The organism is Xanthobacter aminoxidans (genome assembly GCF_023571765.1).
GTDB lineage: Bacteria > Pseudomonadota > Alphaproteobacteria > Rhizobiales > Xanthobacteraceae > Xanthobacter > Xanthobacter aminoxidans.
Window position 1 is genome coordinate 107,932 of the sequence record NZ_JAMJXC010000011.1, and the last position, 15,138, is coordinate 123,069.

Below are 15,138 nucleotides of genomic sequence, written 5' to 3' on the forward strand. Positions count from 1 at the left end.
ACGCCGCCCCCCTATTCCCCTCCCGATCCGGCCTGGCTCGAAGGCTCCATCATGGCCGCACGCGGCGAAGCCAAAGGGCGCGCCGGCGAACGCTACGAGATCACCGAGGCGAGCCAGGGCAAGTATCACTACGTCTACGGCCCGTATGCCACGCCCGTGCTGCGCGTGGATCCGGGCGCGGTGGTGAGCGCCGAGACCCACGACGCCATGGAAGGGCAGATCAAAAGCGAGAGCGACAAGCCGTCGGAAATCCTCAACTTTCCCTTCCTCAACCCGCAGAATGGGCCGATCTTCGTCAACGGCGCGGAGAAGGGCGACTGCCTCGCCGTCTATATCCACGACATCGTGCCGCGCGGGCCGCAGCCCATCGGCACCACCTGCATCATGCCGGAGTTCGGCGGCCTCGTCGGCACAGGCGACACCGCGATCCTCAACGCGCCTTTGCCGGAGATCGTGAAGAAGCTGCACGTGGATCCGGCGACTGGCGTGCGCTGGAACGAGCGAATCAGCCTGCCCTACCAGCCCTTCATCGGCACCATCGGCACCGCGCCGGAGATCGAGGCCATTTCCTCCCTCGTCCCCGACTATTACGGCGGCAACATGGACCTGCCGGACGTGGCTCCCGGCGCCGTCATCTACCTGCCGGTGCATGCGCCCGGCGCCCTGCTCTATCTCGGCGATTGCCACGCGACGCAGGGCGACGGGGAATTATGCGGATTCGCCATCGAGCATCCCACCGTGACCACGGTGCAGATCGACCTCATCAAGGGGTGGAACTTCCGCTGGCCGCGGCTGGAGACCCACGACCGCATCATGACCATCGGCTCCGGCCGCCCCATGGAGGACGCCGCCCGCATCGCCTATCGAGAACTGGTGCGCTGGATGGCCGCCGACTACGGGTATGACGAGCTGGAAGCCTACATGCTGCTGACGCAGGCAGGGCACCTCAGGGTCGGCAACATGGTGGACCCGAAGTACACGCTCGGCGCCTCCGTCGACAAGACGCTTCTCGGCGCGGCCTGAGCCACGCACGCCTGGCAATGGCTCCGGCGATCGCCGGCAGCCTCCGGTCGAGCCACCTATGCCCGCAGATCCTGCCACTCGGGATGGCGGCGGAACTGCGTGGCCACGTATGAACACAGCGGGGTGATCTTGAAACCTTCCGCGCGTGCATCGGCGATGAGGGCATCCACCAGACGCGCGGCGATGCCGCGTCCCTCGAAGGCCGGCGGCACGCCCGTATGGGTGACGACGAACGGGCCGTCGCCGCGGCGCTGGTAGCTCAGTTCCGCTTCCGCACCACCGCCGAGGCGGATGACATAACGTCCTCCGCCCGGCCCCTCCTCGCGCTGTATCTCTTGGCGAGCATCTTGGCTGGCGTCGCTCATCATGCCTCCGTCGGTGGTGCTGCTCCCACCATAACGGCGATGCTATCCCATCAGTTCATTTCGCGCGCCTAAAGCCCGCGAGCGTGCGGAAGGCATCTGCGAGCCGCTCCTTGGACAGCGGCTGCACGAAGTTGCGAATATAGGGCGCGGTGTCCCAGGACACGGAAACGATGCCGTCCACCACGGCCTCGGTCGCGACGCCGAAATCCTCCAGTGCGCGCGGCAAGCCGAGGCGGGCGTAGAAGGCCAGCAGGTCCGCCATGAAATCGGCGTCGCGTCCCTCCGCCAGCAGTTGCACCAGAAGCCCGAGGGCCACCTGCTCGCCATGCAGCGCCCGCGCCACCTCCGGCACCGTGGAGAAGCCCCGCGTCAGCGAATGGGCGATGGACAGGCCCCCGCTCTCGAAGGCAAGGCCGGAGAGGAGGATGGTCGCCTCCACCACGCGCTCCACAGCTTCGTCCGCCGTCTTGCGGGCGACGGCGGCCACCGCCGCCTCGCCGTCCGCGCGGATGGCGAGGTAGCAGGCATCGGCGATGGTGACGGCAAGCGTGGTGGGGCGACCCTTGAAGAAATTCAGCCCGCCGGCGGCGGCGCACTGCTCCACCTCGAACTTCTTGGACAGGGCATCGCCGATGCCCGCCACGAAGAAGCGCGCCGGCGCCTGGACGATGACGGACGTATCCACCAGCACCGCATCGGGATTGGCATCCATCAGCCGCACTTCGCTCAGCACGTGCTCGGCGGTGTAGACCACCACGAGGCGGGAGGTGGGGCTGTCGTTGGAGGCGATGGTCGGCACGATGACGAGCGGCGTGCGCAGCGCGATGCGCACGCCCTTGGCGGTGTCGATGGCCTTGCCGCCGCCGACACCGATCACCACGTCCGCGCCCGCCGCCCGCGCGGATGCGGCCAGCTTGTCGATCTCCGCCGCCGTGCATTCCCCGCCGAAGGTGGCGAAGGTGACCGCCTCGGCCTCCGCCAGCTCAGCCTTCAGGCACGCCCCGAGCAGATCCATCACGATGGCGTCGGCCACCACGAAGGGCCGGCGGCCGTGCAGGCGCACGAGCGCGCCCAGCTCACCAAGTGCCTCGGGGCCCTGGATGTAGCGGGCCGGAGACCCGAACGCGCGCACGCTCATGCGTCACCCCAGTGGAAATCGCGCTTGCCGCCATCCATGCAGATCAAGGCGCCGTTGATGAAAGCCGCCTGCGTGGAGCAGAGGAAGGCGACGAGCGCCCCCACCTCCTCCGGCTGGCAGAAGCGGCCGACGGGATTCTGTCCGGTGATCACCGCCCGCTTCTCCGGCGAGAAGGTGGCGATGAAATCGGTGGCCACATAGCCGGGCGCGATGGCGTTCACCGTGATGCCATCCGCACCCACTTCCTTCGCCACCGTGCGGGTGAAGCCGAGCACGCCGGCCTTGGCCGCCGAATAGTTGGCGACGCCCGGCCGCCCGCCGCCGGTGACGTTCATGGACGAGGTGTTGACGATACGGCCGAAGCCGTTCGCGCGCATCAGCGGAATGGCGTGCTTGCTGCACAGGAAGGTGCTGCGCAGGTGGGTGGAGACGATGATGTCGAAATCGTCGATCTCCATCTCCGCCACACGCCGCCCGAGATGGCGCCCGCCCGCCCCGGCATTGTTCACGAGAATGTCGAGCCGCCCGAAGGCGACCGCCGCAGCAGCCACAACGCCGGCGGCGCCCGCCTCGTCGGCCACGTCGCCCGGCGCTGCCGCCGCCTCGTACCCAGCCTGCCGCAGGTCCTCGGCGCAGTGGGCGGCGCCCTCTGCGTCGATGTCGTTGATGACGATGCGCGCGCCCTCGGCGGCGAGCCCCAGCGCCTCCGCCCGGCCGATGCCGCGCGCCGCGCCGGTGACAAGGGCGACCCGCCCCTTCAGTCCCAGATCCATCTTGGTCTCCGATCAGCCCTTCACCGCGCCCGCGCCGAGCCCCTGGATGAAGTATTGGCTCAGCAAGGCGAAGGCGCCGAACAGCGGCAAAGCGATGAGGGTGGAGCCGGCCATGATCTCGCCCCAGCGCAGGTCGAACGAGCCGACCATGGAGGCGAGCCCCACCGGTACGGTCTTGTTGGCATCGGAGCCGATCATGATCAGCGCATAGGTGTAGTCCGTCCACGACAGGAGGAAGGAGAAGATTGCCACCGTGATGAGCCCCGGCAGCGACAGCGGCAGCACCACGCGCAGGAAGGCGCCGAGCCGCGTGCAGCCATCCACCATGGCGGCCTCCTCCAGCTCGAACGGCATGCTCTTGAAAAAGCCCCACAGGAACCAGACGCCGAGCGGCAGGGTGAGGGTGAGATGGGAGACGATGACGCTCGCCAGCGTGTCGCCGAGCCCGAGCTTGGCGAAGATGGAGAACATGGGAATAGCGATGAGCAGCGGCGGGAACATGTAGGCGTAGAGCATCGCCCCCACGATGATCCCCTTGCCCCGAATGCGGTGGCGCGTGACCGCATAGGCGATCATGATCGAGAACACCATGGTCACCGCCACCGTCACCGCCGCGACGATCAGCGAGTTCAGGAACTGGGTGGGATAATCCGTCAGCTCCAGAAGGTTGGTATAGTATTCCCAGGTGAACGGGCCCGGCAGCAGCGACGTGGAATTGATGAGCGCCTCCGGAGCGCGGGTGGAGGACACCACCATCCAGTAGATGGGGAAGGCCGAATAGACCGCGATCAGCGTCGCGGCGCCATAGAGCGCCACGCGGCCGGCGAGCGAGCGGGGGGAGGAGCGAGACATTCCGGCATCACTCCGTGTCGAGCGGGAACAGGCGGAAATAGATGAACACCACCAGCGACAGGATGGCGAAGGAGATGGTCGCCACCGCCGCGCCGCCGCCGATGTCGAACTGCCCGAAGGCCTGGCGATAGGAGAGGATGGCGAGGTGCTCCGTAGCGCCCACAGGGCCGCCTTGCGTGAGCAGCCAGATGACGTCGAACTTGTTGAACATCCACACCGCGCGCAGCAGCACGATCACGGTCAGGATCGGCTTCAGCATGGGCAGGGTGATGTGGAAGAAGCGCTGCACGGCATTCGTGCCGTCCACCTTCGCCGCCTCGTAGAGCGAGGACGGCACCGTCTGTAGCGCGGCGAGGAAGGTGGTGGTGACGAAGGGCGTCCACATCCACACGCTCACCAGGATCACCGACGCCATGGCGGCGCCCGGGCTCTCGAACCACTGCACCTGCGGCAGGCCGACGGCGGACATCATGGTGGTGAGGACGCCGATGGAGCCGTCGACCATCCATTTGAAGGTCAGCACCACCACCACGGTCGGCAGCAGATAGGGCAGGATTGAGAGGCCGCGCACGATATTGCGGCCGGGGAAGACCTGGTTGAGCACCAGCGCGAAGCCGATGCCCAGCACCACCTGGAAGATGATGGTGCCGAACGAATAGATGAATCCGTTGATGAGCGCGCGCCAGAACACCCACTGCGACAGCATGCGCGTGTAATTGTCGAGCCCGGCCCATTTGGGCGCGCCGACGAAGGAATCCATCTGGTAGAAGCTCAGCGACACCGCATAGACCACCGGCGCCACGATGAGCAGCGCGGTCACGGCGAGGCCCAGGATGAGGAAGGAATAAATCGTCGCTTTGGAGCTCACCTGCGGCGCCTCGCTGGAGCGGCTTGTGACCCTTCAGGGCCAGCACGGAAACGCCCGGCCGGAGGGCCGGAGCGATGTGGAAGGATTGGCCGGCAGGCCACGATCAGGGCAGAGCCTGCCGGCCTTGCGTCTTCGGACGAAACCCTCAGGACGCAATCATGTGGCGATGACCGCTCACGAAGCGATGACCTGCCGCATGCGGTCGGCCGCCGTCTTCACGCACTCGGCGGAGGACATGCCCTTCAGCACCTTGTTCTGGAGCATCTCCGGGAACACGAAGGCCTCGAAGATCTTGCCCGGCTTCAGGCTCGGCGAGGGACCCTGGGTGTCGATGGAGGTGAGGATCATGTTCTTGTCGGTGAGGAACGACTTCATCATCTCCACCGCCGCATTGTGCTTCTCGATGAGCGGATGGGCCCGCCAGCGCGCATCGTCATAGACATCGAGGCGCGGCGGCTGGAAGTGCAGCGGGGCGGTGTGCAGGAAGTTGATGTACTGGTTCTCCGTGAACCACTTCATGAATTTCATGGCCTCGTCGGACTGGGGCGTCTTCAGCACCACCCAGCCGTCATAGCCATGGTTCACCGCCTGATGCTTTCCGGCGGAATCCATGTAGGGCATGATGCCGTACTTGTCGGCCAGCGCGGGGTTGTTGCGCTCGATGGTCTCGATGATGCGGCCCGCATAGGCGGTGTGCGCCACCTTGCCCGAGGTGAAGTTCGACAGCACCTCGCCGAAGCTCGCCTGGCTCGTGCCGGACGGCATGGTCTTGTAGAGATCGCCGAAGAAATCGAGATAGCGGCTCGCGCGCGGCGCCATGTCCGCATTGTCGAAGATGATGTTCCACTTGTCGTCGAACAGCTGCACGCCCTCGGCCCACATGAAGCCTGGGGAGAGCCAGTTGGTGGCGCCGTTCGAGCCGATGGGGAACAGGGAGCCGGACGTGCCGTCGCCGTTGAGCGCCTGGCTGTTTTTCAGGAAGCCGTCCCACGTCTTCGGCACGTCGAGCTTGTTCTTCTCGTAGAGATCCTTGCGATAATAGATCCAGGCAAGGTTGTAGTCGTAGGGATACCAGTAGACCTTCCCATCCACCGGGAACAGGATGTTCGGCCCCCACTTGTACTTGTCCGTCAGCTCGTTGAGCGGCATCAGCTGCCCCTCGGAGGCGAGGATCAGCACGTGGCCGATGAAGGCGAAGGTGGCGATGTCGTAGGGCGTGCCGCCGCGCAGCGACGTGGTCACCTTGGTGAAGATGCCGTCCAGCGGAACGGAATCCACCACCACCTTGGTGCCGAACTGCTTCTCGTATTCGGCCGCCGCCACCTTCAGCGCGCGGATGCTGTCGATGGAGGTCTCGGCATTGAGGAAGCGGATGGTCTTGGTGCCCTGCGCGCGCACCACGGCGGGGGCCGCGAGCCCACCCGCGGCGATGCCGGCACCGAGGGCTCCGGCACCCTTCAGTAGGGTCCGGCGTGACAGCCCGTCCTTCTTGATCTCATCCATGGCGTTCTCCCGATCGTCTTGTTCTGCGTTCTTGTTTTCACTCGGCAAATTCAGGCGGCGGGGCGCCGCCCCACGTCCGCGTCAGCGCGGTTGATCCGCGCTCCGGTTTCCTTGGAGAAGACATGCAGCCGGCCGGGCCGGAACTGGATGGGAAGGGTCGTGCCGTTGCGCACGGCGTCGGTGCGGTCCATGAGCACGCGAAGGCGCACGCCCGCGACCTCGCCGATGCAGAGCGTCTGCGCGCCGAGCTGCTCGATCACCGCCACATGGAAGGTGTGCGCGCCCGGCGCCTCGCCGACGCCGATATGCTCGGGCCGCACGCCCAGCACCAGCGGCGTGCCCTCGGCCACGGCGATGCCCGGGGGCAGCTCAATGGACAGGCCGCCGGCCTTGAGCGCGCCGCGCTCCAGATGCCCTTCGATGAGGTTCATCTCGGGCGAGCCGATGAAGCCCGCGACGAACAGGTTCGCCGGCCGGTCATACACCTCCAGCGGAGCGCCCACCTGCTGCACGTGGCCATCGCGCATGATGAGGATGCGGTTGGCGAGCGTCATCGCCTCCACCTGGTCGTGGGTGACGTAGACCATGGAGGTGCCCACCTCCTGGTGCAGGCGGGCAATCTCCTCGCGCATGCGTACCCGGAGCTTCGCGTCGAGGTTGGAGAGCGGCTCGTCGAGCAGGAACACGTCGGGGTCCCGCACCAGCGCCCGGCCCAGCGCCACGCGCTGCATCTGCCCGCCGGACAGCTGCTTGGGCTTCCGCTCCAGATAGGGATCGAGCCCCAGCATGGCGGAGGCAGACTTCACCCGCCGGTCGATCTCCGCCTTGTCCATCTTGCGCATGCGCAGGCCGAAGGCGAGGTTCTCGTAGATGGTCTTGTGCGGGTAGAGCGCATAGTTCTGGAACACCATGGCGATGTTCCGGTCCTTGGGCTCAAGGCGGGTCACGTCGCGCCCGCCGATCTCGATCGTGCCGGTGGTGATCTCCTCCAGCCCCGCGATCATCCGCAGCGTGGTGGACTTGCCGCAGCCGGAAGGGCCGAGGAACACCACGAACTCGCCGTCGCGGATGTGGAGGTCCACCCCATGCACGGCCACCTGGCCACCATAGGCCTTGCGGACGGTATTGAGCCTGACTTCAGCCATGGGTGACCTCATCCCGGCGGGCCGTGGCGTTGGCCCGCTCGTCCTCGACGAAGGCGTGAATGCGATGGTTGATCGGGGCGAGCGCCGCCTGGATCTCGCAATAGAGCCCGTGTCCCCGCGCATAGAGCGCCGCGCGCGCGGGATCGGGCGTGGCAGTGGAGACGATGGCGACGCGCCGCGCCGCATCCGCTTCGTCGGCATACGCCCCGACGCCCACGCCAGCCAGCAAGGCTGCGCCGAAGGAGGCTTCCGCCACCGCCGGCAACTCAACTTTCACATCCAGCACATCGGCCACGATCTGCCGCCACAGGGCGCTCTTCGCCCCGCCGCCGGTGAGGCGCGCGGTGGAGAAGTCCAGCCCCTTGGCGCGCAAGGCGACGAGGCAATCCTTCAGCGAATAGGCGATACCCTCATAGAGCGCCCGCACGAAGTGGCCCGGCCCGTGGTTGAAGCCGATGCCCACGAAATCCGCCCGCAGCAGAGGGTCCCAATGGGGGCTGCGCTCGCCGTTGAGATAGGGATGGAAGAACAGGCCCTCCGCCCCCGGCCGCACGGCGGCGGCAAGGCGGTCCATCTCGGTGAACACCGCGCCCCCATCCTCGCCCCCGCGCTTGAAGAAGGTGTCGCGCAGCCATTTGTGAGCAGAGGCGCAAGAATTGGTCGCCGCGATCACATACCAGTGGTCCGGCATGATGTGGGGGTAGTTGATGACGGTGAAGTCCGGCCGGGGATGGCGGGAGAGCACGCTCACCGTCGCCGCCGTGGCGAGCTTCACCACGCCGAGCCCCTCGCCGGTCATGCCCGCGCCATAGGTCTCGGCCGCCGTGTCGGAGGTGCCGCACACCACGGGCGTGCCCTCGGCAAGGCCCGTCTGCCGCGCGGCTTCCGCCGTCACGGTGCCCACCACGGTCTTCGGCGCCACGATGGGCGGCAGCGTCTCCAAGGGCCAGCCGATCATGGCGCACAATTCGGGCGACCAGCCGCCGGTTGTGGCATCGGCCATCAGCGTGCCGACGGCGTCGATGGTGTCCGTCTCCCAGGTGCCGGTGAGGCGGGAGCGCAGCCAGTCCTTGGCCACGTAGAGCCGGCGCACGCGGGCGAAGGCGGCCGGCTCATGCCGGCGCAGCCACAGCATCTGCGGCAGGGTCCAGGTGGGATTGGCGCGGTTGGCGCCGATCTCCAGGATGCGCGCATCCCATTGCCGGCGCAGGTCCGCTGTCTCGGGGCCGGAGCGCTGGTCGTTCCACAGAATGGCGGGGCGGATCACCGCGCCGTCCGCATCCTCCAGTACCTGGGTATGGGCACCGGCGGAGAAGGAGACGGCGAGTACGTCGCGCGGCGATGCGCCGGCGGCGGCGAGCGCGCGCGGCACGGTCTCACATACCGCGCGCCACCAGTCGTGCGGGTCCTGCTCGCTCCAGCCGGGATAGGGCGCGGAGGTGGCGATGGGCGCGGACGCCTCGCCCGCCAGCGTGCCGTCGATGCGGATCACGCTGGTCTTCAGCGCCCCCGCGCCGAGATCGATACCGATGAGGAGATCAGCCGCCACGGCGCACGTCCACCGCTCCGGCGGCCGGGCGCAGGCCCAGCTTGCCGGGGTTCATGAGGTTGCCCGGATCCAGCGTGTCCTTGATGGCCTGCAGGATGTCGAGGCCGACGCCCAGCTCCCGCGCCAGCCACGGGTTGCGGAACACGCCGACGCCGTGATGGTGGGCGATGGAGCCGCCGTGGTCCAGCGTCAGGGACTGGATGGTCTCCCACAGCCGCGCATGGAGCGGCAGCGCCTCGGCCTCCGGCATGGGCGGCAGGCGGATGGTCATGTACTGGCAGGCGCCCTCGGGATAGATGTGCGACCAGTGCGCACCGAAGTGGATGTTCGGGTAGATGGCCCGCACCGCTGCTTCCATGGCGGCATACATGCCGGGAAGCGCGGACCAGTTGCCCGTCACCTCGATGGTGTCGTTGTAATAGCCCGCCGCTTGCCATTTCTGCGAATAGGCGACGTAGCGGTTTTCCTTCCAGTGGTGGTACGGCCCATCGGGCGCGATCAGCGCGCCCTGCGCCTTGGCGATGGCGAGGCTCATCTCCTGTTCCGCGCTCACCATGGGCTCGGTGCCGGAGAAGGCGAAGATGCCGAGAATGGGCCGCGTGGCGAATGCCTCAAGCCCCTGCGTGCGCTCCGCGCTCTCCGCCGCGTCGTAGAGGCGGGCGATGGTCGGGCGCAGTTCGGCCTGCATGATGAGGCGGGCAGTTTCCCACGCCGCTTCCAGCGAGGGGAAGGCCAGCACCACGCCGCGCTCCACCTCGGGCTTCTTCCAGATGCGGAGCGTGACCTCGGTGATGATGCCGAACGCACCCTCCCCGCCCACCATCAGGTCGCGGATGGACGGCCCCACCGAACGGCGGGCGAGCGGGCGCACCTCCAGCAGGCGGCCGTCCGGCAGCACCGCCTTGAGGCCGAGCACGATGTCCTCGATCTTGCCATAGCGGCTCGAGGCCTGCCCGCCGCCCCGGCAGGCGACCCAGCCGCCCACCGTCGAAATCTCGATGGATTGGGGAAGATGGCCGCAGGTGAAACCCTCGGCATTCAGCGCCGCCTCGAACTCCGCGCCGTTCATGCCGGTCTCGACGGTGACCATGGCGTTTTGCGGATCGACCGAGACGATCTTGTCCAGCCGACGCAGGTCCACCATCACCTCGCGGGCGAGCGGGATGGCGCCGCCCAGCACGCCGGAGCCGTTCCCGAACGGGATGAGCTGGATGTTGCTTGCCCGTGCATGGCGCACGATGGCGGCCACCTCGTCCGCCGAGCCGGGCCGCACCGCGAGCCGCGGCATGACGCCGGCGAGCTTGCCGGTGCGGGCGCGGAAATTGGCGAAGGGCAAGCGGTCATGGGCATAGGCGCGCCGGTCTTCGTCGCCGGTCAGCACGTTGTCGCGGCCGACCAGCGCGGCGAAGGCGTCCACCAGCTCCGCATCGGCGGACGCTTCGGATCGCGCGGCTTCGTTGATGTTGGTTTGGACTGCGGCCGGACCGGTCATAGGCACCTCTTTGCGCGAGAGGCACGGCGATGCGATCCCTTGCGGGCTCCCATGCTGGCGTCCTCCCATCGTCGTTTTCGATCTTGAACAATCGTTTGTTCAAAGCTGTCAGAGAAAGCCGGAGGCGTCAAGCGGGGATATTCAGATGGGGGCGGGACCGGTGGAGCCGCGCACCACGAGGGCGCCGGGCGGCAGCGGCGCGACCGGGGCCGGGTCTTCCCCGCCGAGCGCCCGGATGAGCAGGTCGGCGGCGACGCGGCCCATCTCCTCGGTGGGCATGGCCACGCTGGTGAGGGCGGGATAGAGCATTCGCGCCACCGGCGCGTCGTGCAGGCCGATGACGGAGATATCCTCGGGAATGCGCAGGCCCGCCTCATGCAGCGTCGCCATGGCGCCGGCGGCGGACACAAGCGTCGCCGCCAGCACCGCCGTGGGGTGTTGCGGCAGCAGCGCCCGCATGGCCTGCGTGCCGCCTTCGGCCGTGTAGCCCGCCACGCCTACAAGCGCTTCATCGAAGGCGATGCCGGCCGCCGCGAGCCCGTCGCGATAGCCCTGCAGGCGCTCGCGGGCATTGAAGCCGCCCTCGCGACCGGCAAGATGGGCAATGCGGCGGTGGCCCAGCGCGGTGAGATGCTCCACGCCCTTGCGGGCGGCGGCGCGGCTGTCCAGCACCACGGAGAGCGGCGCGCCGGGCAGGATGCGGTTCATGAGCACGAAGGGCACCCGCGCGGCGGCGAGATCCGTGCGCAGCACCTCGTCATCGTCGAGGCTCGCGACCAGAAGGCCGTCCACGCGGTTGGTGCGGGAAATCTTGGCGATCGTGGTGGCCGTCTCCCCCGGCTCGCGATGGGAGATGAGCAGCGAATAGCCGCGCTCGGCCGCCTCCAGCTCGGCCCCGCGGATGGCCGAGGCGAAGACCGGGTTGTCGAGCTGGGGCACCACGATGCCGAGCGTATCCGTGCGCTGGGTCCTGAGCCCACGCGCCAGCGGATTGGCGAGGTACTGCATCTCCTCGGCGATCTTCAGGATGCGGACGCGCGTCTCTTCGCGCACCCGCTGGCTCGCCTCCCCCCTGAGGACGCGTGAGGCCGTCGACATGTCGACGCCCGCCGCCCGCGCCACATCCGCCAATGTCACCCTCGCCATTCCGCCGGAGCCCCCTGCCAGCTCTCCCGCGCCCACCATCCTCCAGGCACGGGCGTCTTTGCAAGGCGGGCGAAAAGCCCCGCCGACCGGGCCGGCGGGGCGGAGCGGCTCAGTGGCCGAGCGACCAGCGCCGCTCGATGGGGGCGGGCTGCTTCTTGCGGGTGGCGCAGAGCGAGCAGCCACAGCCGGCCAGATGCTCGCGCTTGACCACCTTGGGCTCGGCAGAGGTCTTCTCCGAGCGGTCGATGGCCCGGCGCAGCTTGCCGTTCATGGTGCTGAGGCGGGGCATCGCCATCTCGCGCGGCGCCTCGCCGCTGCAATTGGGGCAGCAGGCGGGCTGTTCGGCCGCGCTCATGGAGCCCCAGTCGTCGAAGGGGCCGCAGGCCTCGCAGGAGTAGGTATAGAGGGGCATCGTCTGTCTCCCGGGGGGAAACGGGCGGCCCACGGGCCGCCCGGATGGAGTGTCAGGGGTTGAGCCAGCCCTGAAGCAGCGAGAGGCCGGGCACCCAGCCGGTGAGAATGCCGATGAGCACGGTGAAGGCGCCGGTGAACTTCAGGATCGGCTGCTTCATGGTCAGCAGCAGGAAGTAGCAGAACCAGAGCAGGCCCCAGCCCACCCAGTTCCACCCCATCCAGAGCCCGATGGGGCTGTCCGCCCCACGCAGCGACTGGATCGCCACCGGCGCCACGGTGATGGCCACGAACAGGCTGAACCAGCCGAGCCCCCGCCCGTCCACCTTGGTGACGCGGTTGTAGGCCACCCAGAAATAGGTGGCGGTGAACAAGAGCGTCAGCGCGGCGCCCTTGATGGAGGCCGCATCCGCCGCCGGGTTGAAGGCCCAGAACAGCGAGATGGCGAGCGTCACCACGCCCGACACCACGTTCACGACGATGATCTCGCGGTCCTCGATCTTGCCCAGCAGCCAGAGGCCGTTGAGCACGAGCACCGCGCCCACATAGAGCAGGCCAAGTCCAAGCAGCATGATGGATCTCCTCAGCCCCGGCCGATGGCTCGGCCGGGGCGACAGGGGTTGTTCCGAAGGTGCCTGGACTTCAGCTCGCGCGGGCGACGTCGACACCCGAGACCTGCCGGGTGGGCCCGGTGGAGTTCGGGTTGATGTCGAAGTCGAAGATCTTGGTGGGGATCGCTACCGTCGCGCACACGTTCGGGATGTCCACGATGCCGGCGATGCGCCCCTCCACCGGCGCGGTGCCGAGGATGGTATAGGCCTGCTCGCCGGAATAGCCGAATTTCTTCAGGTATTCGATGGCGTTGAGGCAGGCCCGGCGATAAGCGACATGGGCATCGAGATAGTATTGCTCGCCGGTGTGCTCATCCACCGAGATGCCTTCGAAGATGAGGTAGTCGTCGAAGTGCGGGTCGATGGGGCTCGGCTTGAAGATGGGGTTGATGACCCCGTATTTGGCCATGCCGCCCTTGATGAGGCCCACGCCGATGTCGATCCACCCGGCCATCTCGATGGCGCCGCAGAAGGTGATCTCGCCGTCGCCCTGGGAGAAGTGGATGTCGCCCATGGAGAGGCCGCCGCCCTTCACATAGACCGGGAAGTAGCAACGCGAGCCACGCGACAGGTTCTTGATGTCGCAATTGCCACCGTGCTCGCGCGGCGGCACGGTGCGCCAGCCTTCCGCCGCCGCCTTGTCGCGCATCGCTCCGGTCATCTGGCCCATCAGGGCAGTGTCGGCATAGGGCAGCGCCGCGAGCGGCGGCACGCGCTGCGGATCGGTGGCGACGAGGGCGGCCTCGCGGCGGTTCGCCTCGGCCATCAGCTTGTGGTCGGGCAGGCAGCCGATCAGGCCGGGGTGGATGAGGCCGGGATAGCGCACCCGCGGCACATGGCGGGAGGTGGTGTAGATGCCGTGGAAGTCCCAGCAGGACTTCACCGCCTCGGGATAGTGCTCGGTGAGGAAGCCGCCGCCGTTCTGCTTGTCGAACAGGCCGTTGAAGCCCCACTCGGAACCTTCGATGGGGCCGATGTCGAGGATGTCCACCACCATCAGGTCGCCCGGCTCGGCGCCCTCCACGCCGAACGGACCGCTCAGATAGTGCACCTTGGTGAGGTCCACGTCGCGCACGTCGTTGGCGCTGTCGTTGTTGCCGATCTGCCCGCCGGTCCAGTCGTAGCATTCGACCCGGAACTCGTCGCCCGGCTTGAACATCTCGACCATGGGCAGGTCCGGATGCCAGCGATTGTGCGTCTTGATGGTCTGCTGCTCGGGCTTCTTGTTGAGGTCGATCTTGAAGACGGTCTTTGCCATGGGGCTTCCTCCTTGGAGGGTGCCGCGGCTTTCGCGCCGCTCTACGGGCAGCCTTGAAGCCGCCACGCCCGCACCCTGCCCAGGAAAGCTAGGAAGCCCATGTAAGCGGCTTAGGCGCTTCGTGGGCCGCGCATGTAAAATTTTGTAAGCGGCCGCGGCTCGGGCGCGCATCGCCCGCCGGTCGCGCTATGATCGCGAGGCGAAGCAATCTTGGGACGAAGCAGAAGCTCAGCGCGAGGGTGCACGGCGGGATGATGAACGAGGCTGCGCGCAGTCCGAAAATCCTGATGGTGGACGACGACCGCCGGATGTGCGGCTTCGTCACCAAGTTCTTGGCGCGGGAAGGCTTCTGCGCCGATTTCGCGCTGGACGGCAGCGCCATGCGCGACGCGCTGGCGGCGACGCGCTTCGACCTCATCATTCTCGACCTCACCTTTCCCCGCGGCGAAGACGGGCTCTCCCTCGCCCGCGCGGTGCGCGCCGGCTGGGACATGCCACTGCTCGTGCTGTCGGCCAAGTGCGAGACGGTGGACAAGATCGTGTGCCTGGAACTCGGCGCGGACGACTACGTGACCAAGCCGTTCGAGCCGCGCGAGCTGCTCGCACGGGTGCGGGCGCTGTTGCGGCGCGCCAATGGCGCCATCCGCACCACGCCCCCCTCCCCTGCCCCGGCCGTGTCCGCCGGCCATCATCTGGCGTTCGGCGTCTTTCGGCTCGACCTCGACCGCCGCGAGCTGACCCGGCAGGACGGCACCCGCGTGGCGCTGACCAGCCACGAATTCCGCCTGCTCGCCGCCCTCGCCGAGCGGCCCGGCCGGGTGCTCACCCGCGACCAGATGCTGGATCTCGTCGCCAACCGGCAGTGGGCGCCATTCGACCGCAGCATCGACGTGCTGGTCGGCAAGCTCCGGCGCAAGCTGGAGGATGGCGGCGGCGCCGAGATCATCAAGACCGTACGCGGGGAAGGCTATGTCTTCACCCCGCCCGCGCCCCACTGAAGCGTC

At 67.8% G+C, this 15,138-nt stretch carries 15 protein-coding genes; 2 read left to right on the plus strand and 13 right to left on the minus strand.

All coding sequences use genetic code 11. From position 1 onward, the window contains the following. Positions 1–51 precede the first annotated feature (51 nt). Positions 52–1,023: an acetamidase/formamidase family protein gene (locus tag EJ105_RS17125; protein WP_250167348.1), complete on the plus strand. Its 972-nt coding sequence runs from the start codon at positions 52–54 to the stop codon at positions 1,021–1,023. A gap of 56 nt (positions 1,024–1,079) precedes the next feature. Here EJ105_RS17125 and EJ105_RS17130 read toward each other — a convergent pair whose 3' ends face one another. From EJ105_RS17130 to fmdA, 13 genes are all read right to left on the minus strand, one after another. Continuing rightward, entirely contained in the window at positions 1,080–1,388 is a 309-nt protein-coding gene (locus EJ105_RS17130; protein ID WP_250167283.1) for a GNAT family N-acetyltransferase, read from the minus strand. A gap of 55 nt (positions 1,389–1,443) precedes the next feature. Further along, on the minus strand, positions 1,444–2,526 hold the full coding sequence (locus EJ105_RS17135; protein WP_250167284.1) for a glycerol dehydrogenase: 1,083 nt from the start codon (positions 2,524–2,526) through the stop codon (positions 1,444–1,446). Further along, the gene (locus EJ105_RS17140) at positions 2,523–3,299 is read right to left on the minus strand and encodes an SDR family NAD(P)-dependent oxidoreductase (protein ID WP_250167285.1); all 777 of its coding nucleotides are present in this window, start codon (positions 3,297–3,299) and stop codon (positions 2,523–2,525) included. Before EJ105_RS17140 ends, EJ105_RS17135 begins: the two co-directional genes overlap by 4 nt. A 12-nt stretch (positions 3,300–3,311) precedes the next feature. After that, positions 3,312–4,151: a carbohydrate ABC transporter permease gene (locus EJ105_RS17145; RefSeq protein WP_250167286.1), complete on the minus strand. Its 840-nt coding sequence runs from the start codon at positions 4,149–4,151 to the stop codon at positions 3,312–3,314. A gap of 7 nt (positions 4,152–4,158) precedes the next feature. Next, the gene (locus EJ105_RS17150) at positions 4,159–5,019 is read right to left on the minus strand and encodes a carbohydrate ABC transporter permease (protein WP_029555665.1); all 861 of its coding nucleotides are present in this window, start codon (positions 5,017–5,019) and stop codon (positions 4,159–4,161) included. A 174-nt stretch (positions 5,020–5,193) separates the two neighbouring features. Next, positions 5,194–6,522, minus strand: a complete 1,329-nt coding sequence (locus EJ105_RS17155) for an ABC transporter substrate-binding protein (RefSeq protein WP_250167287.1) — start codon at positions 6,520–6,522, stop codon at positions 5,194–5,196. Positions 6,523–6,572: 50 nt separating this feature from the next. Further along, positions 6,573–7,667: an ABC transporter ATP-binding protein gene (locus EJ105_RS17160; protein ID WP_250167288.1), complete on the minus strand. Its 1,095-nt coding sequence runs from the start codon at positions 7,665–7,667 to the stop codon at positions 6,573–6,575. Further along, positions 7,660–9,216: a xylulokinase gene (gene xylB, locus EJ105_RS17165; protein WP_250167289.1), complete on the minus strand. Its 1,557-nt coding sequence runs from the start codon at positions 9,214–9,216 to the stop codon at positions 7,660–7,662. Before xylB ends, EJ105_RS17160 begins: the two co-directional genes overlap by 8 nt. Continuing rightward, entirely contained in the window at positions 9,206–10,708 is a 1,503-nt protein-coding gene (locus EJ105_RS17170; protein ID WP_250167290.1) for an FAD-binding oxidoreductase, read from the minus strand. The genes xylB and EJ105_RS17170 overlap by 11 nt, the downstream gene beginning before the upstream one ends. 141 nt (positions 10,709–10,849) lie before the next feature. Continuing rightward, on the minus strand, positions 10,850–11,893 hold the full coding sequence (locus tag EJ105_RS17175; RefSeq protein ID WP_347881329.1) for a LacI family DNA-binding transcriptional regulator: 1,044 nt from the start codon (positions 11,891–11,893) through the stop codon (positions 10,850–10,852). Positions 11,894–11,963: 70 nt separating this feature from the next. Continuing rightward, the gene (locus tag EJ105_RS17180; protein ID WP_024280764.1) at positions 11,964–12,266 is read right to left on the minus strand and encodes an FmdB family zinc ribbon protein; all 303 of its coding nucleotides are present in this window, start codon (positions 12,264–12,266) and stop codon (positions 11,964–11,966) included. A 52-nt stretch (positions 12,267–12,318) separates the two neighbouring features. Next, complete coding sequence (locus EJ105_RS17185) at positions 12,319–12,837, minus strand: AmiS/UreI family transporter (protein WP_029555671.1); 519 nt, start codon at positions 12,835–12,837, stop codon at positions 12,319–12,321. A gap of 70 nt (positions 12,838–12,907) precedes the next feature. Next, positions 12,908–14,134 (minus strand): formamidase, encoded by a 1,227-nt coding sequence (gene fmdA, locus EJ105_RS17190; RefSeq protein ID WP_024280766.1) that lies wholly within the window; start codon positions 14,132–14,134, stop codon positions 12,908–12,910. A 251-nt stretch (positions 14,135–14,385) separates the two neighbouring features. Here fmdA and EJ105_RS17195 point away from each other — a divergent pair, with 251 nt between their 5' ends. Continuing rightward, the gene (locus EJ105_RS17195; RefSeq protein ID WP_250167292.1) at positions 14,386–15,132 is read left to right on the plus strand and encodes a winged helix-turn-helix domain-containing protein; all 747 of its coding nucleotides are present in this window, start codon (positions 14,386–14,388) and stop codon (positions 15,130–15,132) included. Positions 15,133–15,138: the final 6 nt, after the last annotated feature.